The sequence below is a fragment of the Jiella sp. M17.18 genome (assembly GCF_041027365.1).
GTDB lineage: Bacteria > Pseudomonadota > Alphaproteobacteria > Rhizobiales > Rhizobiaceae > VKMB-3413.
Genome location: NZ_JBFTEH010000004.1, coordinates 275922 through 300861, shown reverse-complemented (window position 1 = coordinate 300861; position 24940 = coordinate 275922). Strand labels below are relative to the sequence as shown.

Below are 24940 nucleotides of genomic sequence, written 5' to 3'. Positions count from 1 at the left end.
ACGGCTATAAGTCGCTGGAAAGAAGTCCGATCCATCCGCGGCCGACAATTTGTCCGCGGCGCTCCGGAGGCGCCGACGGGCGGCCGCCGCGCGTCCTTCCGGTTTCCTTCGCCCCGGCGATTGTGTAGAGGCCATGACGACCGACACTGCGGACGAAATCAAGAGACCATGGCCAAAACACGCGACGTCAAGAAGGTGGTCCTCGCCTATTCCGGCGGCCTCGACACCTCGATCATCCTGAAGTGGCTGCAGACCGAGCTCGGGGCGGAGGTGGTGACCTTCACCGCCGATCTCGGCCAGGGCGAGGAACTCGGCCCGGCGCGCGAGAAGGCCGAGCGGCTCGGCATCAAGGAGATCTACATCGAGGACGTGCGCGAGGAGTTCTGCCGCGACTTCGTCTTCCCGATGTTCCGCGCCAATGCCGTCTACGAGGGCACCTATCTCCTCGGCACATCGATCGCGCGGCCGCTGATCTCCAAGCGCCTCGTCGAGATCGCCCACGAGACCGGCGCCGACGCCATCGCCCACGGCGCCACCGGCAAGGGCAACGACCAGGTCCGCTTCGAGCTTTCGGCCTACGCGCTCGACCCGGACATCAAGGTCATCGCTCCCTGGCGCGAGTGGGAGTTCAAGTCGCGCACCGACCTCATCGACTTCGCCGAGAAGAACCAGATCCTCGTCACCAAGGACAAGAAGGGCGAGGCGCCCTTCTCCGTCGACGCCAATCTCCTGCACTCCTCCTCCGAGGGCAAGGTGCTGGAGAACCCGGCCGAGGAGCCGCCTCCTTACGTCTTCATGCGCACGGTCAGCCCCGAGGAGGCGCCGGACCGGGCGACCACGATCGAACTCGGCTTCGCCAAGGGCGACCCGGTCTCGCTGAACGGCAAGGCGATGGCGCCGCACGAGCTGCTCGCGGCCCTCAACGACCTCGGCCGCGACAACGGCATCGGCCGGCTCGACCTCGTCGAGAACCGCTTCGTCGGCATGAAGTCGCGCGGCGTCTACGAGACCCCGGGCGGCACCATCCTCCTGCATGCGCACCGCGCGATCGAGAGCATCACGCTCGACCGCGGCGCGGCGCATCTGAAGGACGAGCTGATGCCGCGCTATGCGGAGCTCATCTACAACGGCTTCTGGTTCTCGCCGGAGCGGCTGATGCTGCAGGCGGCCATCGACAAGAGCCAGGAGCATGTCGAGGGCACGGTGAAGCTGAAGCTCTACAAGGGCAACGTCATCGTCATCGGCCGCGAGAGCGCCAAGTCCCTCTACTCCGACGCCCTCGTCACCTTCGAGGACGATCACGGCGCCTACGACCAGAAGGACGCCGCCGGTTTCATCCGGCTGAACGCCCTCAGGCTGCGCACCCTGGCCAAGCGCGACGGGCGGTAACCGGGACAGGCGGCGATCCGGCGCACCGGGGCTTCGACTCCGGCGCGCCGGTCCGTGTTCCGCTGCCGAATGCACCCTCGGCATCGGAAGGCTGGCGCCAACACTACCACTTCGTCATCCCGGCCTTGAGCCGGGATGCATTCCAAGCCACCGAAGCTTCCGATGACCCTTGTCTGAGGCGATCATCGGGGTATTGGGCGCGAGGGCCTGTATAGCCGTCGAGGCACGGATCCCGGCTCAAGGCCGGGATGACGAGCGTCGAAAACTGAGGCGTTCCTGTAACGCTCCGGCAGCTGGTGTGGTCTCGACGGCACCGCAGGCACGCCGGCAGGTGACAAGCCTGCCCCGCGGCGGTTTCGCAGCGAGGCTAACAACCCCCGCATTGACAGCCGACCGTCCCCGGCCCATCCTCCCCGTCGTTACCAGGGGAGTCCCGGCAAGGGGCTGAGAGGCTGATGGCGCGGCAACGCGTGGGCGCAGCGACCCTTCGAACCTGATCCGGCTCACACCGGCGTAGGGATGGTCAAGGCGCCGCGACACCCCGCAGGACTCTGCGGATCGTTACTCAGCCGAACGGCGCGATTCTCCACCACACGTCAGGACCGGATCCCAGAGCGACACGCTTAGGGAGCGTCCGATGAACCGCATGACACCGCTGGCGAATGCCGGCCCCCTGCCCGCCTCGACCAAGGTCCACGTCGCGGGAACTCTCCATCCAGACATCGCCGTGCCGATGCGCCAGATCGCGTTGCATCCGAGCGCGAACGAGCCGCCGCTGACGGTCTACGACGCCTCCGGCCCCTACACCGATCCCGCCGTCGCGACCGACGTCAACGCCGGCCTAAAGCGCCTGCGCGAGGCCTGGATCGCGGCCCGCGGCGACGTCGAGGCCTATGAGGGCCGGCACGTCACGCCCGCCGACAATGGCTTCGTCTCGGGCGAGCGGCTGACGCCGGAATTCCCCGTCCGCAACCGGCCCTATCGCGCGAAGGACGGCCGCGCCGTCACCCAGATCGCCTATGCCCGCGCCGGCGTCGTCACGCCCGAGATGGAGTTCGTCGCGATCCGGGAGAACCTCGGCCGGCAGCAGCAGGCGGAACAGCGCGCCCGCGACGGCGAGGACTTCGGCGCGGCGATCCCCGACTTCGTGACGCCGGAATTCGTGCGCGACGAGATCGCCCGCGGCCGCGCCATCATCCCCGTCAACATCAACCACCCGGAAACCGAGCCGATGATCATCGGCCGGAACTTCCTGGTGAAGATCAACGCCAATATCGGCAATTCCGCCGTCACCTCCTCCATGGCCGAGGAGGTCGACAAGATGGTCTGGGCGATCCGCTGGGGCGCCGACACGGTCATGGATCTTTCGACCGGCCGCAACATCCACAACATCCGCGAATGGATCATCCGCAACTCGCCGGTCCCGATCGGCACGGTGCCGATCTACCAGGCGCTGGAGAAGGTGAACGGCATCGCCGAGGACCTCACCTGGGCGGTCTTCCGCGACACGCTGATCGAGCAGGCCGAGCAGGGCGTCGACTACTTCACCATCCATGCCGGCGTGCGCCTCGCGCATGTGCCGCTGACGGCGAACCGGGTCACCGGCATCGTCTCGCGCGGTGGCTCGATCATGGCGAAATGGTGCCTGCACCACCACCGCGAGAGCTTCCTCTACGAGCATTTCGAGGAGATCTGCGACATCGCGCGGGCCTATGACGTCTCCTTCTCGCTCGGCGACGGCCTGCGCCCCGGCTCGATCGCCGACGCCAACGACGCCGCGCAGTTCGCCGAGCTGGAGACGCTGGGCGAGCTGACCAGGATCGCATGGGCCAAGGACTGCCAGGTGATGATCGAGGGCCCCGGCCATGTGCCGATGCACAAGATCAAGCAGAACATGGACAAGCAGCTGAAGACCTGCGGCGAGGCGCCCTTCTATACGCTCGGCCCCCTCACCACCGACATCGCGCCCGGCTACGACCACATCACCTCGGCGATCGGCGCGGCGCAGATCGGCTGGTTCGGCACCGCGATGCTCTGCTACGTCACGCCCAAGGAGCATCTCGGCCTTCCCGACAAGAACGACGTGAAGACCGGCGTCATCACCTACAAGCTCGCCGCCCATGCCGCCGACCTCGCCAAGGGCCATCCCGCGGCGCAGGCGCGCGACGACGCGCTGAGCCGAGCCCGCTTCGAGTTCCGCTGGGAGGACCAGTTCAACCTCTCGCTCGACCCGGAGACGGCGCGCGACTTCCACGACCAGACCCTGCCGAAGGAAGCGCACAAGGTCGCGCATTTCTGCTCGATGTGCGGGCCGAAGTTCTGCTCGATGAAGATCAGCCAGGACATCCGCGACGAGGCGCGGCGCGAAGGCATGGAGGCGATGGCGGAGAAGTACCGCCGCGAGGGCGACCTCTACATGCCGGTCGATGCCGCGTCCGGCGCGATCGCCACCGGCGAGGCGGCCGAGTAGCCGCCATGCGCGTCACCGTCATCGGGGCCGGCGTCACCGGCCTCGCCGTCGCCAATGCGCTGGCCGAGCGCGGCGTCGCCGTCACGCTCGTCGAGCGCTCGCAGACGCTCGGCGGCGACGCCGCCTCCTGGCTCGCCGGCGGCATGCTCGCGCCCTTCTGCGAGGGCGAGACCGCCGAGGAGCCGGTGGTCCGCCTGGGGCAGCGGGCCGCCGAGTGGTGGGAGAGCCGCGTGCCGGACGTTGTCCGCCACGGCACGCTGGTCGTCGCTCCGGCCCGCGATGCGGCCGAGCTGCGCCGCTTCGCCGAGCGGACGATGCGGCACGTCTGGCTGGACGAGACGGAAATCGCCGCGCTGGAACCGGATCTCGCCGGCCGCTTCCGCCGCGGTCTGTTCTTCACCGAGGAGGCACATCTCGATCCGCGGCAGGCCTTGGCGGCGCTGGCGGAGCGGCTGTGCTCGCGCGGCGGAGAGGTCGTCCTCGGCCTCGACGGCACGGATCATCCGCCGCGCGGGTCCGTCGTCGATTGCCGGGGCTTTGGCGCGCGGAACGCCCTGCCGGACCTCCGGCCGGTGAAGGGCGAGATGGTGCTGCTGCGCACCCGCGACGTCGCCCTCGCCCGTCCCGTCCGCCTCGCCCATCCGCGCACGCCGCTCTACGTCGTGCCGCGCGGCGACGGGCTGTTCATGGTCGGCGCGACCATGGTCGAGGCGGCGGACTGGCGCGTCACCGCCCGCGGCGTCGCCTCGCTCCTCAACGCCGCCTACGCCCTGCACCCGGCCTTCGCCGAGGCCGAGGTGGTGGAGACCGGCGCGCATCTTCGCCCGGCCTTTCCAGACAACCTGCCGCGCCTGCGCCGCCATGGCCGCACGCTGCATGTCAACGGCGTCTTCCGCCACGGCTTCCTGCTCGCCCCGGCGCTCGCCGAGATGGCGGCACGGGCCGTCCTCGATCCCAATTTCGTGCCGGAGATGATGGATGAAGATCATCGTGAACGGGCAAGCGCGTGACGCCGAGACGGCCTCGCTCGCCGACCTCCTGATCCAGCTCGGCTACGGCGAGGCGATCGTCGCCACCGCCGTCAACGGCGACTTCGTGCCGGCGGGCGAACGCGACGTCCAGCCGCTGATCGACGGCGACCGGGTCGAGATCCTCGCCCCGATGCAGGGGGGCTGAGCCAGTGCTCACCGTCTACGGCACCGAGCTGTCCTCCCGCCTCTTCCTCGGCACGGCGCAATATCCCTCGCCCACGATCCTTGCCGATTCCGTCCGAGCCTCCGGCGCCGCGGTGGTGACGGTCTCCGTCCGCCGCGAGATGGGCGGCCATCTCGCCGGCCAGGCCTTCTGGCGGCTCATCCGCGAGCTCGGCGTCCGCGTCCTGCCGAACACCGCGGGCTGCTTCAGCGTCAAGGAGGCCGTCACGACGGCGAAGATGGCGCGCGAGCTCTTTTCCACCGACTGGATCAAGCTCGAGGTCGTCGCCGACGAGGACACGCTGGCGCCGGACGTCTTCGGCCTGGTCGACGCCGCGGCGACGCTCGCCGCCGACGGCTTCAAGGTCTTCCCCTACACCACCGAGGATGTCGGCGTCGCCGAGCGGCTGGTCGAGGCCGGCTGCGAGGTGCTGATGCCCTGGGGTGCGCCGATCGGCACCGGACGAGGCCTCGCCAATCCCGCTGGCCTCAAGACGCTCCGCGCCCGCTTCCCCGACTTGCCCCTCGTCGTCGACGCCGGCATCGGCCTGCCCTCGCAGGCGGCGCAGGCGATGGAACTCGGCTTCGACGCGATCCTTCTCAACACCGCCGTCGCCAAGGCCGGCGACCCCGTCCGGATGGCCGAAGCCTTCGCCCGGGCCATCGAGGCAGGACGTCTCGGCTACCTCGCCGACCCGATGGAGCCGCGCGACATGGCGGCGCCCTCGACCCCGATGCTCGGCCGGGCGGTGTTCGAATGAGCGGCGCTGAGACGGGGCGGCGGCTCGACCGCTTCTATCCGATCGTCCCCACGGCCGACTGGGCGGCGCGGCTGGTGCCGCTGGGCGTGAAGCTGATCCAGCTCAGGATCAAGGACCGGCCGGAGGATGAGCTCAGGACAGAAATCCGCCGCGCCCGCGACGTCTGCGCCACTCACGACTGCGTCCTCGTCGTCAACGACCACTGGCGCCTCGCGATCGAGGAAGGCTGCAGCTTCGTCCATCTCGGCCAGGAGGATCTCGACACCGCGGATACCGCGGCGCTCCGCGCCGCCGGCCTGTCGCTCGGGCTCTCGACCCACGACCAGGCGGAGCTGGACCGCGCCCTCGCCTTCGAACCGGACTACATCGCCCTCGGCCCGGTCTATCCGACCGTCCTCAAGGCGATGCGCTTCGCGCCGCAGGGGCTGGAGCGGGTTACCCAGTGGAAGCGGCGCGTCGGCGCCGTCCCGCTGGTCGCGATCGGCGGCTTCACCCTGGAGCGGGCAGAGGGCGCCTTCGCGGCCGGCGCCGACATCGTCTCCGTCGTCACCGATATCGTCGGCGCGGCCGATCCCGAGGCACGCACGCGGGCATGGCTGGCGGCGACGCGGCAGCCGGAATGAGCGCCCGCCCGAGGGTCCTCGTGGTCGCCGGATCGGATTCCAGCGGCGGTGCCGGCATCGCGCGCGACGTCGCGACGCTCGCCGAATGCGGCGTGCCGGCCGCGCTCGCGGTCACCGCCGCCACCGCCCAGACCGATCGCGGCGTTACGGCGGTCCACCGGGTTCCACCCGACATCGTCGCGGCGCAGATCGCGGCGGCGCTCTCCGGCGGGCAGGTGCGCGGCGTTAAGGTCGGCATGCTCGGCACGGCCGACACCGTCGCCGCGGTCGCGGATGCCCTGCGCCCGTTCGCCAGTCAGATTCCGGTCGTCCTCGACCCCGTCCTCGCGGCGACCTCCGGCCGCGCGCTGCTGGACGACGCCGGACAGGAAGCGCTCATCGAGCAGTTGCTGCCGCTGACGGCGCTGCTGACGCCAAATCTCGTCGAAGCGGCCATCCTCAGCGGAATCGCGCCTGCCGCGGACGAGGCGGCCATGGCCTTGCAGGCGGAGGCACTGCTCGCCCGCGGCCCCCGCGCCGTCCTGATCAAGGGCGGCCACGGCACCGGCCCCGAAGCCGTCGATCTGCTCGTGCGCCCGGGCGAGCCGCCGCTCCGCCTCGCCTCCCCGCGCCGGCCGGGCACGATGCGCGGTACCGGCTGCCGCCTGGCTTCGGCGATCGCGGCGGGACTGGCCCACGATCTGCCGCTACCGGAGGCCTGCCGTGCGGCAAAGGCCCGGCTCGACGGCGCCTTCGCCGCGCGCTGACGGCGTCGCCGATCAGCCGCGCTTGGCCGAGCGCCAGGCCGCGATCGCCTGCTGCGTGCCGGGTCCCAGTACGCCGTCGGCGGTGCCGGAGTAGAAGCCTTCGTTGTGGAGATAGGTCTGGATCGCCTTGCGGACCGACACGTCGAAGGTCTTGGCGCCGCCGTCGACGATGATCGCCTGCGCGTCGGCGTCCCCCAGCAGCAGCCCCTTCATCATGTCGGCCGCCGCGACCGCCGGGTTCGGCTTCGCGCCGCCGAGCCCGAGCGCCTCCATGAAGCCGACGTAGAAATAGCCGCTCGCGGCGTTCTTCACCGCGGCGCGGCGGAAATAGTCGAGCGCCTTGGCATAGTCGACGGGCACGTTCTGGCCGCGATAGTACATCTTGCCGAGCTCGGTCAGCGCTTCGGGAACCCCGAAATCGGCGGCCTTGCGGAACAGCTCCATGGCGCCGGCGTAGTCGGCCGGGATGTTGGTGCCGTTCACCTTCTCCGTCCCCAGCCAGTATGCGGCGTAGCCATTGCCTTGCGCAGCGGAAGCCTGGAGGAGCTTGATCGCCTCCATCGGGTCGGGCGAGACGCCGCGCCCGTTGTAATAGTCCATCGCCAGTTCGTACTGCGCGACCGATTCCCCGGCATCGGCCGCCTCGCGATAGAGCCTGGCGGCGTCCGCGTCCCGCCCCGCGGCGGCATAGGCGCGGCCGAGTTCGAAGGTGATGCGCGGCTCGTTCGGCGCGGCGGCGTGCGCGGCCTCGCAGGCCGGGATCGCCCTGGCGTGATCGATCTCCTCGATGCCTTTCGTGCCCGCGACATCGGCGGGCTTGACCGGATCGTCGGCATCGGCCGCGAGCCTGTCGCAGGCCGAGACGAGGCTGGCGACATCGGCCTGCGCCGGCGCGGACGGCACAGGGCCCTGGGAGCTCCCCGGAGTGGGAGCCTTCGCTGCGTCCGTTTCGCCCGCCTGCGGCAGCGCCGCCAGTTGCAGCGGCACCGGCGCCGCGCCGTTGACGGAGACGCTCGGGCCGAGCTGCGACAGGACCTGCAGGGGGTTCGAGCCGCCCATCAGGCCGAAGAACAGCTGCGCCAGGGCGACCGGCTGCGACGGATCCAGGGACAGGGACACCGACTTCGGCTGCGAGACGAAGCTGTCGGTCGCGCTCGCCAGCGTCTCAGCCAGCTTCGCCGAGCCCGTCGCCTGCGCGACGCTCTCCTTCACGACGCTGGGGATCGCTGCGGTGAACAGCTTCGGATCGATGTTCTCGGACTGCGCCGCCATCGTCAGGACCTTGCCGGTCAGCGATTGGTCGACATAGTCGAGCCGGGCGTTCTTCAGCGTCGCGGCGAGCGACATCAGCGCCGCGGCCGGATTGCCGCCGGCGAGCGTCGCCTCGATCACCGCCGGGTCGAAGGCGTCGATCGTTGCCTGCAGCCGCAGCTGTCCGCCGTCCTTCAGCGAGATGCCGTGCTGGAGGACCAGCGTCTTGGTAGAGGGATCCTGCTTCAGCACGAGATCGCCGGAGAAGACGAAGGGATCGTAGCCGAGCTTCTTCACCTCGGCGAGCGGGCTCTCGGTTCCCGCGGCCATCTGCGCCGCCGAGAGGCTGAGGTCGGAGAGCGAGAGGGCCAGCGTGTTCGGGACATGCGCGCTGGTGCCGGTGGCCGCAAGGCTGACGGCGGCGATCGTGAAGATCGCGCCCTGCCGGTTGTAGCCGGTGATCCCGGATGCGCTGAGGCCATCCGCCGAGACAGGACCGAGGCGGTCGTTGCCGACGGCGCCTCCGGATCCGGCGAGATAGAGACGTCCGACCGTCGCCGACTGGATCGTCGCCACCCGGTCGTTCGGACCGTTCTCGCCGTCGGCGCGAATGCTGCCGCCCTTGAGCTGGACCAGGTCGGCCTCGAAGGTGCCGTCCGGGGAGAGCTTCGGCGCGACGACCCGCGCCTCGTCGAAGGTCAGGCCGCTCCAGCCGGCCTGGCGGTCGAGCTTGGTGAGCCTCAGATTGGTGAGGATCAGGTTGCCGCCCTTCATCGTCGCCGTGTCGTAATGCACCTTCGGCGCATCCGCAGCCTGCATCAGCGGCAGCTTGTTCAGCCGATCGACCAGCACCTCGGCCATCTGCTTGGCCTGATCGGCGGGGACTGCCGTCTGAGCCGGAGCCGTGGTCGCCTGCGCGGCCGCCGGCGCGCCGGAGGATCCGGGACTGGCCGGCGCGGTGGCCGCCTGCGCCGGCGCGGGGGGCGCCTTGGCCGCAGCAGACCCCTTGGTCAGCTTGTCCCGCAGGATCCGCGCGAATTCCGCATAGGGACAGTTGGGGAAGGCGTCGATATGCGCCTGATAGGCATCCGGCGTGTTGATCTCGCGGGCGATCTCGAAATGCGACTTGGCATCGGCACAGTTGGCCGCCGCCTGCGCGACATCGAAGCTCTTCTGAGCCAGCGCGGCTCCCGGGATGAAAAGAACGGAAGCGGCAGCCGACAGCATCGCTGCGAGCTTGAGGCGTCTAACGGCGGTCATGACGGGTCATCCGACTTGGGTTGATGAAGAGGCTGGGTTATTGCGGGTTTCCCGGGCGGCCGGGGACGGTCGCGCCCGGCTTCGCGCGGGGTCGATGGCCCGTCGCAAGACCGGGAAGCGGAACGAGAGCGGGACCGAGAGCGGGGTCGTGGCGGTTCGCGCGTCGCCGAAGCCGCCGGTGCGCCGCCGGAAGCGGCACGAGCATCAGACCGAGCCGCCGCGCATTGCCAGCGACTTCCCCAACCGACCGGCACCCGAAAGCTCCTCCCGAACTTCCACGTCGCACAAGGTGACGCGTATAACTGGTAGTCCGTCTTTGCCCTTGCGTCAGATAACGAGTATCGCGAGTGAGCGATTACCGCAAGCGTCCGGTGGCGGAGGTGACCCAGCCGATCTATTGAGCCGGCTAAGCTGCAGTCGGGCCTACGGCGCGGGTGGCAGGCCGCCCCGGCTGCGCCCCCTTCGTCAGTCGAGGATGATGTGGGGGACGAAGCGCGAGAGGTTGCGGGTGATGCGGCTGGCGTCTTCGCGGATGCCCATGCCGCAGGCGTGGTCGCCGACGATCCAGCTGCCGAGGACGGCGAAGCGGCCGTTCGCCTGGAACAGCTGCGTCAGCTCCTGCACGATCGTTCCCTCGGCGCCGTAGCTGCCCTCGGCCGTCTCGGTGACGACGCCCTCTTCGACGATGACGACGTTCTCGCCCTCGCGCGAGAACAGCGGCTTCCTCACCGCGTTCCGCAACAGGGATGCGCCCGGATCGTCCTCGTAGAAGGCCGGCAGGAGGTTCGGATGGCCGGGATAGCGGTCCCAGAGCAGCGGCAGCAGGCCCTTGTTCGACAGCACCGCCTTCCAGGGCGGCTCGACGAAGACCGTGCCGGAGCCGGCAATGTGCTTCGCGAAGGGCTCGCGCAGCATGTCTTCCCAGGGATACAGCTTGAACAGCTGGTCGATCACCCGGTCTTCGGTGTCGGTGAACCGCCCCTCCGCGTCGACGCCGATCTCGCGGATGTCGATGAGGCTCACCCGGTGCCCGGCCTGCACCGCGCAGTCCATGAGATAGGCCGCGGTGCCGCGGTCCTCGTCGCTCTCGGTCCAGGCGGCGAAGTGGAAGATCGGCTCGCGCGAGAACGAGGCGAAGGCCGCGACGAGGCTTTCCTGGATGGCGTTGAACTGGTCGGCTTCCTCCGGCAGCGCGCCGCGGGCGACGTTGTCGGTCAGCCAGTTGTACTGGAAGAAGGCCGATTCGAAGATCGAGGTCGGCGTGTCGGCGTTGTATTCGAGGAGCTTCGCCGGCCCCGTCCCGTCATAGGCGAGGTCGAAGCGGCCGTAGAGGTGGCGGTCGCCCTTCTGCCAGGAGTCCCGCACGAGGTCGCGCATTGCCTCGGGGATGGCGAGACGGGCGAGCGCCGCATCGTCTTTCACGACCTCGCCGACGAGGTCCATGCACATGTCGTGCAGCGCCTGGCTCGGCTCCTCGATCGCCTCCTCGATCTCCGCCAGCGAGAAGACGAAGGCGGCATCGTCCACCCAGTAGGGCTCGCCATACATCTCGTGGAAGCCGAAGCCGACGGCCTCCGCCTTCTCCCGCCAGTCCGGCCGCTCGGGAAGCTCGATCCGCCTCATGGATGTGCGCCCGCCACGGGGCGGCCGGCCGGGCGCCGGTCGCGGGACATCGCCCTCACCCGCCGAAGAAGCCGCGCGAGGACGAACGTCCGCCGAAGCCGTAGCGGGACACCGTCCGCGTATTGACGTTGGCCGGGCGCGTGGTGCGCTGGCCGCCGGTGATCGTGCTCGTGACGGACCGGCCGGAGCGGTCGCGGTAGATCGGCGTCGGCGAGTAGCCGCGCGAGGAATAGCGCCAGTCGCGATAGGCGCCGTAGTTGGACAGGTGCGACAGCGCCGAGGAGACGAGATAGCCGGTCATGAAGGGGACGAAGAAGCCGGAGCCGGAGCCGCTGGTGGTCTGGCCGCTGTCGCCCTGGCCGGGCGGCGTCGCCTGGAAGCACTTGCCCTCGCCGACCGCCGCCTCGCAGGCCTTCAGGTCGGCGTAATGCGGCGCGTCGGCGATGTGCTTCTGCAGCGCCTGCTGGTATTCCGCCTGGCAGATCTGCTGGTCGATGCCGGCGTCCATGCACTGCTGCGGCGAGGAGAAGGCCAGTTCCTTCGGCTCATCCTCCCGGCTGCAAGTCGCCACGGCAATGCCGGCCGCTGCGATCGTGCCGAAGATCAGCATCGGCGGCACGTTGCCGGTGAAGCGTCTGGGCATCGTCTCCTCCTCAGTAGGTCATGCAGGCGGCGTTGAGGATGCCGACGGCGAGCGCGACGCCGCCTCCCCAGATGCCGGCCGCGACCTCGCCCCTGGTGATCCGCTCGGACAGGCCCGGCATCGTCGCCGAGGCGACGTAGAAGGCGAGGATCTGCACCAGCGCGCCGATCACCGTCCAGACCACGAAGTCGACGATCGAGACCGAGTTCGCCGCCGCCGAGGCGAGCGGTAGCGAGAAGCCGAGGATCGTGCCGGCGAAGGCGGTCACCGCGGCGGGATTGCCGGCCCGGATCAGCGCGAACTCCTTGTGCGGGGTGAGCGCCGTATAGGCGTAGGCGAAGAGCGCGTAGAAGATCAGCCCCAGCACGAAATAGGCCAGGAAAGCCGGCAGCCCCGCAACGTATCCGTACATTCATCCCTCACATCGGTTCTGGCGGGCGCCCGCGCTCCGCCGTTTCGCCGCGCAGGCGGGTGCCCGCGGGCTTCTTGACGCAATCAGACCCGCCGAACGTCCGCCGGCCCGAGGCCGTATCCAAGCATGAACTCCACCGACCCGCCCTCGCGCCGGGCGGCTTCGGAAAGGTCCCGCTCGACATTGATCAGCAGCATTTCCAGCGCCGCGCCGAGCGGGCGGGAGTAGAGCATGCAGGTCTGGTGGATGGAGCGCTTGGCCTCCCCGTCGTCGACCTCCTCGACGAACTGCACCGGTTCCGCGCGGCTGTCGCCCTCGCCCCAGTAGCGGTCGAAGAGGATGCCGTCCGCGTCGTAGCGCGGCTGGCCGATCAGGCCGTCCGGCCCGGTCCAGCGGTCCCATTCGTGCCGCCCGGCCGGCACCACGGAATCCCAGGGCTGGTAGAGGCTGACGTCGTTCGCCGCATCCCCCGGCCGGCCGCTCGCCGAGATCACCTGCAGGAGCCGGTCGTCCTCGTCGTAATAGCGCGACAGGACGGTGTTCGCGTCGAGCCGCGCCTCGCCATAGGCGACGACGATGAAGCTGCCGCCGGTGGGCAGCGGCATCCCCGGCTCTGTGCCGGCGGCATCGGCCTGCAGCGCCAGCGTGTCGATCTCGATCGCGCCGCCGATCGAGACGCCCAGCGGCCCCCGCTCGACCGGCAGCTCCGGCTCCTTGTCCCTGCCGCCGAACAGCCAGCTCATCGTGATGTCCCTCGCAAAGCGTCCCAGGCGACCGCATGCGGTTCGAGCCTGTGATCCGATATATAGTAGAGGATGTCGCCTGCGCGGATTTCCGCATCCTCATGGCAGTTGAGATCCACCGCGCCACCCTGTGCCATGCCGACGAGCGTGACCTTGTGAAGACGTTTGAGGCCGGACAGAGCGGCGCTGTAGGCGATCGCGCCGGAAAGCTCCGGCACCCGCACCGAAAAGGCGGTATCGGCCGTTGCCGCCGAGAGCAAGAGGTGGGCGACTTTCGACGCGCCGGGATCGCGGGCCGCGCGGACCATCAGCTCTGACGAAAGCGATGTGACCGCCTCGATCCGCGGGTTCTGCCGGCGCAGGATTTCGGCCGTCCGGTCGTACTGGAAATAGGCGACGACGTGGGCACTCTCGCCGAGCGCCGCCGCGATCAGGCTCGCAGCGAATGTCTCGTCGTCGTTCTCGCCCTCGACGATGATCGCGCGAGCCCCAGCGATGCCGGCGCGTTCCAGCGCTTCCGGATCTGCGAGCCGGTCGGCGTGCACGAAATCGATCTCGCCGGCCAGCGGATTCGTCTCGAGCGCCTTGGCGACGAGCACCATCGCCGGCTCGCTCCGGCTGCGCTCGGCCTGCAGCATGGCGAAGAGCTGCCGCGTCGCGCCGTCATGCCAGCCGACCACGATGATGTGACCGGTTCTGTCGGCGAAGTTCGAAAGACCGTTCATCCGCCTCCTCCAGAGCGTTCCGACCGCAGCCAGCAGCTTGCCGAGCGTCGCGGTGAAGATTGCGATCGCGCCGGGGATCACGAAGAACGACGCGGCGAGCCTGCCGGCGTCGGTGGCCGGCGACAGGTCACCGTAACCGACCGTCGTCGCCGTGACGACGTAGTAGTAGAGGAAATCGACGCCGTCACCGGCAAGGCCACTCTCGCCCGAGAGCCGGAACAGCTCGAAGGACAGCGCCATGTGGAGGACCGCGATGAGCAGGAGCGCCGTCCAGGTGAGCTCGGCCAGCGCGACGTAGACCTTGCGCAGGAAGCTGGCGAGAACAGGCACGGCGACTCCGTCGAAAGGCGGGGACGCCGTCACCATATCGAAACCCACGCGGCGACGGAACCGGCCCGAAGCCCCCGCGCAAGGCCGGTATACCTTCACGTCGCGCTGATGTAGACATCGGCGCCAGGAGCATCATGCTCGCAGCACCGGAACCGGAGGGACAATGCCGTCCGCAAGCTGGAATCTCACGAGCCTCACCGAACTCTTCGCCTCGGACCCAGAACCGCTCGGCGACGTCGACGTCACGATCGTCGAGACCGGCGACGTCATCCGAGTCACGCTGAAGGAGCGGGGCGATCTCGACGTGCTGGTCGCGCCCGGCGGCGACCAGATCCTCGCCAGCGTCATCCTCGCCCCGGCGGCGAGCATCCCGCGCCGCGAGGCCTTCGACCGGATGATCCTGTCGACCCACAAGCTGGTGCCGCTGTCGACCTTCGGCATCGTCACGATCAATGGCGAGGAATGGTACGAGCTGTTCGGCTCGCTCTCAGCGCATTCCAAGGCCGACACCATCATCGAGGAAGTCGCGGTTCTCGCGGCCAATGCAGTCGATGCCGCCGACATGATCGAGCGTTGGAAGAACGGGGAGTCCGCTCAATGAGCGTCTGGAACAAGCTCTTCACCGCCGTGCGCGGCGGCGTCAACGAGGCGGCCGAGGGCGTCGCCGACACGCAGGCGCTGCGCATTCTCGACCAGGAGATCCGCGACGCGGAGACCGCGCTGCGCCGCGCCCGCTCCGACCTTGCCGGCATCATGGCCTCGAACAAGTCGCTGTCGCGCCGCGTCGAGGAAGCTCGCGCCAAGGAGCAGAAGGATACCGAGAGTGCCCGCGCGGCGATGGCGGCTGGACGCGAGGACCTCGCCCGCGGCCTCGCCCAGCGGATCGCCACGACCCGCACCGAGGTGCAGCGCGACGAGGCCGAGCTCGAGCGGCTGTCCACCCGCCAGCAGCAGATGATCAAGGCGGTCCAGGACACCGAGCAGCGCATCCAGCAGATGCGCCGCGAGGTCGAGAACGTGAAGGCCAACGAGTCGCTGCTGAAGGCGCAGTCGGCGATCGCCACCTCGCAGTCCGGCATCAATTCCAAGCTCGGCAATGCGATGGACTCGCTGGAGCGGATCCGCCGGCGCCAGGAAGAGACGCAGGGGCGGCTCGAGGCCGGCGAGGAACTCGCCGCACTGGAATCGGGCAACGACCTCGACCGGCAGCTTCTCGCGGCCGGGATCGGCGGCCAGTCGACCTCGGCCGACGACGTCCTCGCCCAGATCATGGGCACGAGCCGCCCGTCGGCTCTGCCCGGGCCGGCGGCCACGCCGTCGATCGAGCGCCCGAAGGAGGGCTGAGCGGCCGCGACGGCCGAGGACGTCTCGCATCCGACGAGCCGTCCACCAGAACGAGGAACGAACCCGCGGCGCTTGGCGGAGCGCCGCTCCTCCAAACGCTGCCGGAGCACTCGCTCCGGCGGATGACTGCGACTGCCGATGACTGCGCATGACGGCCGGGACGGCCACCTCTTCCGACGGACCCATCCCCTCATCCTCTGTCTCGCGGCCATGGCGGCGGCGATCGGCCCGACCCCGGTAGAGGCCGCGGGCCGCGTTTCGCCCACCGCTGCGACCGCCGCGACGGACGCCCCGGCGCCCGTCCCCGAGCCCGGCGCCGACGACGCGGCCGTGGCGACGACGGACGCACCCGGCCGGATCCTGGTGTCAGTACCGGCAAAGCCGCCGACGCGGCTGGCGTTCCGGCTGAAGCCGCTCACGGTCGTTCCGGGCGAAAGCTTCATCGTCGACGTCTCGATCGGGGAGCCGGACGCCGCTCCGTCCGGCCTCCACCGGGCCGGCACCGTCGCCTTCGTCGATCCGCCGGAGACCGGAAGGGCCCGGTCCTTCCTGATCAACGTGCCGAAGGACGCGCACTTTCGCGGCAGCCGCGCCGAGGTGACGATCGCGCTCGTCGGCCTCGACACGCCGCTGCACGGCTCCCGCGTGGAGATCGCCGACCCCCGGCTGATCCCGTAGGCCTTACCGCGCGCGGACGATCTCCGGCGCGTGGGCGATCGGAAAGTTCACCGAGTTGGCGATGAAGCATTTCTCGTGCGCTTCGCCGTGCAGACGCTCGGCGAGCGCCGCGTCGCTCTCCGACGAGATGGTCACCCTCGGCTTCAGGACCACGCGGACGAAGCGGCCGGCGCCGTCCGCGCCCTCCTCCATCTCGCCCTCGGCCCGGTCCTCGTAGGCGGTGACGATCACGCCCGCCTCGGCGCAAAGATGCAGGTACCAGAGCTGATGGCAGGCCGCGAGCGAGGCGACGAGCAGTTCCTCCGGGTTCCAGCGCGCCGCGTCGCCGCGAAAGGCAGGATCCGACGAGCCGGCGATCGCCGCCTTGCCGGGCGCCTCGATCTCGTGGGCGCGGCCGAAGGCGCGGTAGCCGCTGGTGCCGCTGCCGCGATTGCCGGTCCAGCGGATGGTGACCCTGTAGTCGTGCAGCTTCGCCATGATCGGACATTCGTTGCGCTTGTCGCATGTGACGCCCGCCAGCTATTAGCGAGGGCCACTCCCGCGGCAAGCGGGAACGACCCGGCGCGGCTTCGGGAGGCGAGCGGTCCGGGTCGGAGAACAGGGAGAGACGATGCGCACCTACGAGGACTTCACCGAAGGGACCGAGTTCGCGCTCGGCCCCTATCCCGTCACGCGCGAGGAGATGCTCGGCTTTGCGACGGAGTTCGATCCGCAGCCCTTCCATCTCGACGAGAGCGCCGGCGCGGCCAACGAACTGGCCGGCGGGCTGACGGCGTCCGGCTGGCACACCTGTTCGATGCTGATGCGGATGATGGCCGATTCCTTCATCGTGGAGTCGAGCTCGCAGGGCTCGCCCGGCGTCGATTTCGTCAAGTGGCTGCGGCCGGTGAAGCCCGGCGACACGCTGACGGGAAGCTGCCGCGTCGCCTCCGCGCGCCTCTCCGCCAAGCGCCCGACGCTCGGCATCGCCAAGATGGTGGCCGACCTCGTGAACCAGGAGGGCGAGCCGGTGCTGTCCTGCGAATACACGCTGCTGCTTCTCACCCGCGAGGGGATCGCGGCATGAGCTTCTGGGACACGATCGTCGTCGGGGAAGCGATCCTCCTCGGCAGCCACACCTTCACCGCCGACGAGATCAAGCGCTTCGCCGCGGCCTACGACCCGCAGGTCTTTCACCTCGACGAGGAGAAGGCCCGGGCGTCGGTGCTCGGCGGCCTGTGCGCGTCGGGCTGGCACACCGCGGCCGTCTGCATGCGGCTGAACGTCGAGACCCGCTATGCCAGGGTCCGCGAATGGGTCGAGGCCGGCAATCCGGCGCCGCGGATCGGGCCCTCGCCCGGCTTCAGGAACATGGCCTGGAAGAAACCCGTCTATGCCGGCGACACGATCCGCTTCTCCCAGACCGTCACCGCCAAGCGCGCCACGGCGAGCCGCCCGGGCTGGGGCATCCTCGAATTTTCGACCGACGGCGTGAACCAGCACGGCGAGACGGTCTTCGGCTTCGAAGGCGTGGCGTTCCAGGGACTCGACTGAGCGGCGGCCGCCTCACGCCGAGCGGCGGAGCCCGGGCCCGGCCTCTGCGGCCGGAGCGGACGCGGCTGCCGTGCTGTCACCCGGCGCTGCCTCCTTCGCCATCTGTTCGAACCGGCGCATGGCGAGTTCGGCGATCCCCTGCAGCAGGTGAAGTTGCAGAGGCACGACCTCCGGCCGCGGCTCGCGGTCGAGGACGCAGACCGTCCCGATCCGCTGGCCGGTCCGCTCGCAGACCAGCGGAACGCCGGCATAGAAGCGCACGAAGGGCTCGCCGGTGACGAAGGGGTTCTCCCGGAAGCGCGGGTCGAGCCGCGCGTCGCCCACCACCACCGGGCGCCTGCTGGCAACGGTATGCGCGCACAGGGACAGGTCGCTGCCGAAGCCCCCGACGCTCAGCCCCCAGCGGCCGACGCAGGACTGCCAGTCCTGGCGCACCAGCGAGACCAGCGCCATCGGCGCGTCGAAGATCGCGGCGGCCATTTCCGCCAGATCGTCGAACTCGGCGCTCGGGCGGCGCCGTAGCACGCCGTCGTAAACCGCCACCGCCGTCAGCCGCTCGGCATCGTCGTCGAGCACCGGCGGCATCGCCGGTTGAGCGGCATGTCGTTCCTGCTCCACGCGGTTCCGGCCCCGCCGCTTCGCCCGGTAGAGCGCCCGGTCCGCGGCGGCGACCATGCCCTCGGCACTCGCCGCCGCATCACGCGCGGGATAGGCGACAGCTGCACCGATGCTGATCGTGACGACACCGTAATCCGCATTGTCCCGGTGCGGCAGCGCCCCGGCGAACACCGACTGCCGCAGCGCTTCCGCGATCGAGGCCGCGATGTCGATGTCCGTCGCCGGCAGCAGCACGACGAACTCCTCGCCGCCATAGCGCGCGACGAGATCGCCGGGCCGCCCGGCTGCCTTTGCGGCGGCATCGGCAATCTGCTGCAGGCAGCCGTCGCCCGCCTGATGCCCGTAGAGGTCGTTGTACTTCTTGAAGTTGTCGACGTCGAAGAGGAGCAGCGACAGCGGCGTCCCCGCGCGCCGCGCCCTTGCCCATTCCTCGGCGAGCGCCTCGTCGAAGCGGCGGCGGTTGTAGACGCCGGTCAGGCCGTCGACGTCGGTGAGGCGCCGGAGCCGTTCCTCGCTCTTCTGCCTGAGCGTCAGCGCCCGGGACAGGAGGAGCGCCATCACGGAGAGGACCGCGACGAGCCCCACGAAGAACGCTCCGAAGGTGATGGCGTCGCGCCACCAGGCCGCGTAGATGTCGTCCAGCGCCAGCGCGACCGTGAGGATCATCGGCAGGTGCGGCAGCTGGACGTAGAGATAGGCCTGCCTGGTGCCGCTCATGCGCGAGGTGCCGACGAAGCTTCCTCCGGGCGGGTTGGCGCGGAAGCGCTCGAAATTCGCGGTGCCGGAGAGGTCGCGGCCGACCGCCGCCGGCGTATAGGGCGCGCGCATCATCACCTGGCCGTTCAGGTGGATGAGACCGATCGAGCTGTTCGGGCCGAGCGTGATCCGCTCGAACAGGCGCATCCATTTGACGATGTCGAACCGGCCGGCGACCACACCGGCGAAGGATCCGTCGGCGGCCTCGAGCCGGCGGCTGATCCAGATGAAGGGATGGTCCGTGGCCGCATGGGGTTCCGGCGTCCCCACATAGAGATACGACCCGGCCGCATGCTCCTGCTCGGTGAAGAAGGCCTGCCCGCTCGCGTCCGCAAGGCCGCTCTTGAAGTTGTAGGACCGCTCGCGCAGCCGGCCCGACGGGCCGAAGACGAACAGGTCGCCCGACCCGTCGACCATGGTGCTGAGCGAGGCGAGCGACAGGTTCGCGGCCTTGCCGGCGGCAAGAGGCGTCTTCGCCTCCGCCTCGATCTCCTCCTTGAGGACCGCCAGCGTGTCGCCGTACCGCCAGATGTCCTGCGACACCTCCTGGCCAACGAGATGCAGGATATTGTCGCCCGAGGTGTTCGCGCGGCTCCAGGCGTCGGCGCGCAGCTGTCCGATCAGCGATCCGAAGATGATGCCGAAGCCGACGATCAGCCCGACGAGCACGCTTTTCTGATAGCGCTCGGTGAACAACAGCAGACGGTTTGATCGGAGCGATCCGTCCGGACGTGTTCGTGCGTTCATTCCTCGATCCGGTTCGCCTGGCTGTCGACGAACCATTCTAGTCCGGTCGGTGCTAATGGACCGTTAGATCGCTCGGACTTCCCATTGCGCCGGCCGGACTTCGCGCGGCCGGCGCTCCGGTTTCGGCCCTTCGGCTCAAGGCTGCTTCGGCGTCCAGGGCTGCAGCGCCTCGACCTTCATCGCCCGCTTCTTGTCGTTCGACAGCTTGTAGTCGTTGCCGAAGGCGGACGATTCCCAGGAGCCGTAGGTCGGGTTCGCCAGCATGAACCAGTCCTTGCCGAAATGGTCCTTCAGCGTCTCGAAGGCCGCCTGCCGCTCGTCGATCGAACCGGAGGACTTGCCCGTGAAGTCGCCGAAATTGTCGCCGAACATCTCCACCACGCGATAGTCCCTGGCGACGAAGTCGCGGCGGGTCGTCTTGTCCGACGTCCAGTCCGGCTTCTCCTTGTTCATCAGGAAGGTGTCGACATTGCCGCCCATGGGATAGCCGAGCGCCTTCATGTTGGCGCGGGTCGCGTCCTCCTGGTCGGCATTGCGGTTGGTGACGTAGAAGACCTTCACGCCCTTGGAATCGGCGTATTTCAGGAAGTCGAGCGAGCCCGGCACCGCCTTGGCGTCCTCGGCCTTCGTCCAGGCGTCCCAGGTCTTGGAGGAATAGTCGGAATTGGTCGTGACGAGCCCCGCCTCGTAGGCGGAGTTGTCGATGACCGTCTCGTCGAGGTCGAGGATGATCGCCGGCGGCTTGTCGCCGGCATCGCTCTGGTCGAGCGCGCTGGCGGTCTTGTCGGCGAGCGCCGCGTCGAGGCGAACCCTGCCGAGCGCATAGATCGCGAGGCAGTTGGCCTTGTACTCCACCGCGCGCTGCATCCACAGCGTCGCGTTCAGGAGATCGTTCGGCCCGGACGCCGCCGCCATGGCCGGTTCGCCCGAGGCCGCCTGCTGGGCGCTCGCCGGCCCCGCCACGAGGCAGAGCACGAGGCCGGACGTGGCCGCGAAGGCCGCCATGGTGGAAAGTCTGCGCATCCTGCTGCTCCCGATTTGCCGGCGGCTTCGCCGCCGGTTTGTCCAAGCCCCGAAGGGACGGCTTATCAAGGAGGGCCGGAGCCGCTTCGTCAATGGCCGGAAAAGGCCACCAGCGTCTGCACCTCGACGCCCAGCGCTTCGAGCCTGCTGCGGCCACCGAGATCCGGGAGGTCGATGACGAAGGACGCGCCGACGATCTCCGCGCCGAGTTCGCGCAGCAGCTTGACCGCGCCTTCCGCGGTGCCGCCGGTGGCGATCAGGTCGTCGGTGAGCAGCACCCGGTCGCCCGGCTTCACCGCGTCGCGGTGCATCTCCATCTCGTCGATGCCGTATTCCAGGCTGTAGGCGATCCGCACGGTCTCGTGCGGCAGCTTGCCCTTCTTGCGGATCGGCACGAAGCCGCAGGCGAGCTGATGCGCCTGCGCACCGCCGAGGATGAAGCCGCGCGCCTCGATCCCGGCGACGAGGTCGACCTTGAGATCCTTGTACGGCTCGACCAGCGCGTCCACCGCGGCGCGGAAGGTCGCGGGATCGGCGAGCAGCGTCGTGATGTCGCGGAACAGGATGCCGGGCTTCGGATAATCCGGGATGGTGCGGATCGCCGAGGCGAAGTCGACGGCGGCCGCCGCGGGCGTCTTGACTGCCGATGCCATGGTCACGCGTCCCGGCCGATCGTCTGGATCACTTCGAACCCCTCGAAATTCGGATGGCCCTGGTAGAGCGGCTTCGTCGAGCCGGCGCCGCCGTGGGCGGCGCGGAACGCTTCCGACTTTGTCCAGGCCTCGAAGGCCGCATGGCTCTCCCAGACCGTGTGCGAGGAGTAGAGCGTGTGGTCCTCCGCCTTCGGTCCGCGCAGAAGGTGGAACTCGACGAAGCCCGCGACGTCGCGCAGCTTGGAGTCGCGGCTCTTCCAGAGCGTCTCGAAGTCCTCTTCGGCGCCGGGCAGCACCTTGAACCGGTTCATCGCGATGTACATGGCCGACGTCTCCGTCTCGAATGGCTGATACCGGCCGACGGATGCGTCCGCATCCCCGCCCGCCGGCATGAATCGGCCGGACCTTAGCGGAGAGGCGCAGGCCTTGCACAGAAAAAGGGGCCGCGCGGCCCCTTCCCTGGCATTCGAGACGGCTCGGAAGCTCCGTCAGTGCGGGGTGTCGGCCCAGACCCGCTTCTTGATGACGTAGAGCAGGCCGGCGAAGACGATGAGGAAGATCATCGTCACGAAGCCGGTCGCCTTGCGCTCGACGAGGTGCGGCTCGGCCGCCCACATCAGGAAGGCCGCGACGTCGCGCGCATACTGGTCGACCGTCTCGGGCGCGCCGTCCGGATAGCTCACCACGCCGTCGGAGAGCGGCGGCGGCATCTTCAGCGCCGGACCGTTCATGAAGTACGGATTGTAGTAGGTGCCGTCGGCGATCTTCAGGCCCGGCGGCGGCTCGTGGCCGAAGCCGGTCAGCAGCGCATGGATGTAGTCCGGGCCGCCCTGGGCGTACTGGGTGAAGATGTCGAAGATGAAGCGCGGGAAGCCGCGCTCCGCCGCGCGCGCCTTGGCCATCAGCGACAGGTCCGGCGGCGCCGCGCCGCCGTTCGCCGCGGCCGCCGCCTCCGGATTGGCGAATGGCGCCGGGAAGTAGTCGGACGGGATGCCCGGCCGGTCGAACATCTCGCCGTCGCCGTTCGGACCGTCCTTGATCGTGTATTGCGCGGCGAAGGCCTTCACCTGGTCGTCGCTGTAGCCGAGCGCCTTCAGATTGCGGAAGGCGACGAGGTTGAGCGAGTGGCAGGCCGAGCAGACGTTCTTGTAGACGTTCAGGCCGCGCTGCAGCTGTTCGATGTCCCAGCGGCCGAACGGGCCGGCGAAGCTCCAGTTGAGCTGCTCCGGCTCCTTCAGCGGGTAGTGCGGGATCTCCGCCTGGCCCTTCTCGGCCGCCTGTTCGGACGGCGCGCCGCCGTCCGCGGAGGTCGCCTGCCCGGCCTTGGACGCCCCCGCGTCCTGAGCATGCGCGATCGCCATCGGAGCGCAGAGCATCCCGGCGGCCAGCAGCGCCGACATCAGTCGTTTCATGTCAATTCTCCCCCCAAAGCCGTCCGCATCAGCCCTCGGTCTCGGGCGAAGCCATCGCCCCCGCCGGCGTTCCCGAACCGCCCGTCCGGGCGAGAACGGCTTCGGTGATCGAGCCCGGCAGGCGCTTCGGCGTCTCGACGAGGCCGAGCACCGGCAGGACGATCAGGAAATGGCCGAAATAGTAGATCGTGCCGGCCAGCGCGAGCGCCGGATAGATGCCCTCCGGCGGCTTCGACCCGAGCCAGCCGAGGAACAGGCAGTCGGCGACGAGGATCCAGAAGAAGATCCGGTAGATCGGCCGGTAGGCGGTCGAGCGGACCCTGGAGGTGTCGAGCCAGGAGACGAAGAACAGGATGATGATCGAGCCGAACATCACCAGGACGCCGCCGAGCTTGGAATCGATCGGGCCGATGTTGAAGGTGATCGCCCGCAGCATGGCGTAGAACGGCAGGAAGTACCATTCCGGCACGATGTGCGACGGCGTCTTCAGCGAGTTCGCCTCGATGTAGTTGTCGGCATGGCCGAGATAGTTCGGCAGGTAGAAGACGAAGTAGGCGAACACCACCAGGAACACGACCATCGCCAGGCTGTCCTTGACGGTGGCATGCGGCGTGAACGGCACGGTGTCCTTAGACGACTTCACCTCGACGCCGGTCGGATTGGTCTGGCCGGTGACGTGCAGCGCCCAGACATGCAGCACCACGACGCCGGCGATCATGAACGGCAGCAGGTAATGCAGCGCGAAGAAGCGGTTGAGCGTCGCGTTGTCCACCGAGAAGCCGCCGAGCAGCAGCTGGTGGATCGGCTCGCCGATCAGCGGGAAGGCGGTGAAGAAGTTGGTGATGACCGTGGCGCCCCAGAACGACATCTGGCCCCACGGCAGGACGTAGCCCATGAAGGCGGTGGCCATCATCAGGAGGAAGATGATCACGCCGAGGATCCACAGGATCTCGCGCGGCGCCTTGTAGGAGCCGTAGTAGAGGCCGCGGAAGATGTGGATGTAGACCGCGACGAAGAAGAACGAGGCGCCGTTGGCGTGCATGTACCGCAGCAGCCAGCCCCAGTTGACGTCGCGCATGATCTTCTCGACCGAGCCGAAGGCGACCGCCGAGTTCGCCGCATAGTGCATGGCGAGCACGACGCCGGTCAGGATCTGCAGGACGAGGAACAGGCCGAGAATGCCGCCGAAGGTGTAGGCGTAGTTCAGGTTGCGCGGCGTCGGATAGGCGACGAAGGAATCGTAGACCAGGCGCGGCAGCGGCAGGCGGGCGTCCAGCCACCGCATGAAGCCGGACGAGGGCACGTAGGACGAATGACTGCTCATGATCGACTTCTCTCCCCCGGTCAGCCGATACGGACGGTGGTGTCCGACGTGAATTTGAAGGGCGGGATCGCCATGTTCTCCGGCGCGGGTCCCTGCCGGATGCGGCCGGCGGTGTCGTAGACCGATCCGTGGCACGGGCAGAACCAGCCGTCATAGGGACCGGACTGGCCGAGCGGGATGCAGCCGAGATGCGTGCAGACCTGCACCATCACCAGCCACTGCTCCTTCTCCGGGGCCGACCGGTTGGCGTCGGTCGCCGGCGCGTCGGCGGGAAGGTTGGCGTTGCGCGCCACCGGGTCCTTCAGCTGGCCGAGCGCGGTGTCCTTGGCCGCCTTCACCTCCGCGGCGGTGCGCTGGCGGATGGCGACCGGCTTGCCGCGCCATTTGGCGACGATCGACTGGCCTTCCGCGACCTGGCTGACATCGACGTCGATCGCCGCCAGCGCGAGGGTGGCGGCGTCCGGATTCATCTGGTCGATGAACGGCCACAGCGCCGTGACGACGCCGACGGCGCCGACGGCGCCCGTCGCGATATAGAGGAAGTCCCGACGATTCGGTTCGGCGGTATCGTGTGCACTCACGGCAGCTGGAACTCCCTGACTGATCCCCCTCTGGATCGGCCGCCTCCCCGCGGATCCGATCCACGTGGGCAAGGGAGTGCCGCGCAAGCCGCGCGTGCGCCT

The 24940-nt window shown here is 69.0% G+C and carries 26 protein-coding genes and 1 riboswitch; of the genes, 12 read left to right on the top strand and 14 right to left on the bottom strand.

Annotated features, from left to right (window positions below; all coding sequences use genetic code 11):
- Positions 1–168 precede the first annotated feature (168 nt).
- From AB5S17_RS10275 to AB5S17_RS10245, 7 genes are all read left to right on the top strand, one after another.
- Complete coding sequence (locus AB5S17_RS10275) at positions 169–1389, top strand: argininosuccinate synthase (RefSeq protein ID WP_369238896.1); 1221 nt, start codon at positions 169–171, stop codon at positions 1387–1389.
- A gap of 414 nt (positions 1390–1803) precedes the next feature.
- A riboswitch (TPP riboswitch) is annotated at positions 1804–1927 on the top strand.
- A gap of 99 nt (positions 1928–2026) precedes the next feature.
- The gene (thiC, locus tag AB5S17_RS10270) at positions 2027–3859 is read left to right on the top strand and encodes a phosphomethylpyrimidine synthase ThiC (RefSeq protein ID WP_369238894.1); all 1833 of its coding nucleotides are present in this window, start codon (positions 2027–2029) and stop codon (positions 3857–3859) included.
- A 5-nt stretch (positions 3860–3864) separates the two neighbouring features.
- On the top strand, positions 3865–4869 hold the full coding sequence (thiO, locus tag AB5S17_RS10265; protein ID WP_369238892.1) for a glycine oxidase ThiO: 1005 nt from the start codon (positions 3865–3867) through the stop codon (positions 4867–4869).
- The gene (gene thiS, locus AB5S17_RS10260; RefSeq protein WP_369238890.1) at positions 4838–5035 is read left to right on the top strand and encodes a sulfur carrier protein ThiS; all 198 of its coding nucleotides are present in this window, start codon (positions 4838–4840) and stop codon (positions 5033–5035) included. The genes thiO and thiS overlap by 32 nt, the downstream gene beginning before the upstream one ends.
- Before the next feature lie 4 nt (positions 5036–5039).
- A complete protein-coding gene (locus AB5S17_RS10255; RefSeq protein WP_369238888.1) occupies positions 5040–5813 on the top strand; it encodes a thiazole synthase in 774 nt (257 codons plus the stop codon).
- The gene (locus AB5S17_RS10250) at positions 5810–6436 is read left to right on the top strand and encodes a thiamine phosphate synthase (RefSeq protein ID WP_369238886.1); all 627 of its coding nucleotides are present in this window, start codon (positions 5810–5812) and stop codon (positions 6434–6436) included. The genes AB5S17_RS10255 and AB5S17_RS10250 overlap by 4 nt, the downstream gene beginning before the upstream one ends.
- Positions 6433–7182: a hydroxymethylpyrimidine/phosphomethylpyrimidine kinase gene (locus AB5S17_RS10245; RefSeq protein ID WP_369238884.1), complete on the top strand. Its 750-nt coding sequence runs from the start codon at positions 6433–6435 to the stop codon at positions 7180–7182. Before AB5S17_RS10250 ends, AB5S17_RS10245 begins: the two co-directional genes overlap by 4 nt.
- A 12-nt stretch (positions 7183–7194) precedes the next feature.
- On the opposite strand, the gene AB5S17_RS10240 is transcribed toward AB5S17_RS10245, so the two are convergent.
- The 6 genes from AB5S17_RS10240 to AB5S17_RS10215 all read right to left on the bottom strand — a co-directional run bounded on the left by AB5S17_RS10240 (position 7195) and on the right by AB5S17_RS10215 (position 14169).
- A complete protein-coding gene (locus tag AB5S17_RS10240; RefSeq protein WP_369238882.1) occupies positions 7195–9693 on the bottom strand; it encodes a peptidoglycan-binding protein in 2499 nt (832 codons plus the stop codon).
- A 465-nt stretch (positions 9694–10158) separates the two neighbouring features.
- Positions 10159–11316 (bottom strand): glutathionylspermidine synthase family protein, encoded by a 1158-nt coding sequence (locus AB5S17_RS10235; protein WP_369238880.1) that lies wholly within the window; start codon positions 11314–11316, stop codon positions 10159–10161.
- A 55-nt stretch (positions 11317–11371) separates the two neighbouring features.
- On the bottom strand, positions 11372–11959 hold the full coding sequence (locus AB5S17_RS10230) for a DUF1190 domain-containing protein (RefSeq protein ID WP_369238878.1): 588 nt from the start codon (positions 11957–11959) through the stop codon (positions 11372–11374).
- A gap of 10 nt (positions 11960–11969) precedes the next feature.
- Positions 11970–12371, bottom strand: a complete 402-nt coding sequence (locus AB5S17_RS10225; RefSeq protein WP_369238876.1) for a DUF350 domain-containing protein — start codon at positions 12369–12371, stop codon at positions 11970–11972.
- A gap of 83 nt (positions 12372–12454) precedes the next feature.
- A complete protein-coding gene (locus AB5S17_RS10220; RefSeq protein ID WP_369238874.1) occupies positions 12455–13114 on the bottom strand; it encodes a DUF2491 family protein in 660 nt (219 codons plus the stop codon).
- On the bottom strand, positions 13111–14169 hold the full coding sequence (locus AB5S17_RS10215) for an ion channel (protein WP_369238872.1): 1059 nt from the start codon (positions 14167–14169) through the stop codon (positions 13111–13113). Before AB5S17_RS10215 ends, AB5S17_RS10220 begins: the two co-directional genes overlap by 4 nt.
- Positions 14170–14332: 163 nt before the next feature.
- Between AB5S17_RS10215 and AB5S17_RS10210 the strand changes: the two genes are divergently transcribed.
- The 3 genes from AB5S17_RS10210 (at position 14333) to AB5S17_RS10200 (ending at position 16191) form a co-directional block, all read left to right on the top strand.
- Positions 14333–14770 carry a YjfI family protein gene (locus AB5S17_RS10210; RefSeq protein ID WP_369238870.1) on the top strand — a complete coding sequence of 146 codons (438 nt, stop codon included), beginning with the start codon at positions 14333–14335 and terminating at the stop codon, positions 14768–14770.
- Positions 14767–15513 carry a PspA/IM30 family protein gene (locus AB5S17_RS10205; protein ID WP_369238868.1) on the top strand — a complete coding sequence of 249 codons (747 nt, stop codon included), beginning with the start codon at positions 14767–14769 and terminating at the stop codon, positions 15511–15513. The genes AB5S17_RS10210 and AB5S17_RS10205 overlap by 4 nt, the downstream gene beginning before the upstream one ends.
- A 138-nt stretch (positions 15514–15651) precedes the next feature.
- Complete coding sequence (locus tag AB5S17_RS10200) at positions 15652–16191, top strand: hypothetical protein (RefSeq protein ID WP_369238866.1); 540 nt, start codon at positions 15652–15654, stop codon at positions 16189–16191.
- A gap of 3 nt (positions 16192–16194) precedes the next feature.
- Here AB5S17_RS10200 and AB5S17_RS10195 read toward each other — a convergent pair whose 3' ends face one another.
- A complete protein-coding gene (locus tag AB5S17_RS10195) occupies positions 16195–16671 on the bottom strand; it encodes an OsmC family protein (protein ID WP_369239096.1) in 477 nt (158 codons plus the stop codon).
- A gap of 130 nt (positions 16672–16801) precedes the next feature.
- Between AB5S17_RS10195 and AB5S17_RS10190 the strand changes: the two genes are divergently transcribed.
- Both AB5S17_RS10190 and AB5S17_RS10185 read left to right on the top strand, forming a co-directional pair.
- The gene (locus AB5S17_RS10190; RefSeq protein ID WP_369238864.1) at positions 16802–17257 is read left to right on the top strand and encodes a MaoC family dehydratase; all 456 of its coding nucleotides are present in this window, start codon (positions 16802–16804) and stop codon (positions 17255–17257) included.
- Positions 17254–17724 (top strand): MaoC family dehydratase, encoded by a 471-nt coding sequence (locus AB5S17_RS10185; RefSeq protein ID WP_369238862.1) that lies wholly within the window; start codon positions 17254–17256, stop codon positions 17722–17724. Before AB5S17_RS10190 ends, AB5S17_RS10185 begins: the two co-directional genes overlap by 4 nt.
- A gap of 12 nt (positions 17725–17736) precedes the next feature.
- Here the strand turns inward: AB5S17_RS10185 and AB5S17_RS10180 are convergent, their stop codons facing one another.
- The 7 genes from AB5S17_RS10180 to petA form a co-directional block, all read right to left on the bottom strand.
- Positions 17737–19845, bottom strand: coding sequence for a diguanylate cyclase (locus AB5S17_RS10180; protein WP_369238860.1), 2109 nt, complete (start codon positions 19843–19845; stop codon positions 17737–17739).
- Between the two features lie 135 nt (positions 19846–19980).
- Positions 19981–20868 (bottom strand): 5'-nucleotidase, lipoprotein e(P4) family, encoded by an 888-nt coding sequence (locus tag AB5S17_RS10175; protein ID WP_369238858.1) that lies wholly within the window; start codon positions 20866–20868, stop codon positions 19981–19983.
- Between the two features lie 89 nt (positions 20869–20957).
- A complete protein-coding gene (locus tag AB5S17_RS10170; protein WP_369238856.1) occupies positions 20958–21521 on the bottom strand; it encodes an adenine phosphoribosyltransferase in 564 nt (187 codons plus the stop codon).
- 2 nt (positions 21522–21523) lie between these two features.
- Complete coding sequence (locus AB5S17_RS10165) at positions 21524–21844, bottom strand: antibiotic biosynthesis monooxygenase (protein ID WP_369238854.1); 321 nt, start codon at positions 21842–21844, stop codon at positions 21524–21526.
- 165 nt (positions 21845–22009) lie between these two features.
- Complete coding sequence (locus tag AB5S17_RS10160) at positions 22010–22933, bottom strand: cytochrome c1 (protein WP_369238852.1); 924 nt, start codon at positions 22931–22933, stop codon at positions 22010–22012.
- 28 nt (positions 22934–22961) lie between these two features.
- Positions 22962–24260, bottom strand: a complete 1299-nt coding sequence (locus AB5S17_RS10155) for a cytochrome bc complex cytochrome b subunit (RefSeq protein ID WP_369239094.1) — start codon at positions 24258–24260, stop codon at positions 22962–22964.
- Between the two features lie 17 nt (positions 24261–24277).
- Positions 24278–24838 (bottom strand): ubiquinol-cytochrome c reductase iron-sulfur subunit, encoded by a 561-nt coding sequence (petA, locus tag AB5S17_RS10150; protein ID WP_369238850.1) that lies wholly within the window; start codon positions 24836–24838, stop codon positions 24278–24280.
- Between the last annotated feature and the right edge of the window lie 102 nt (positions 24839–24940).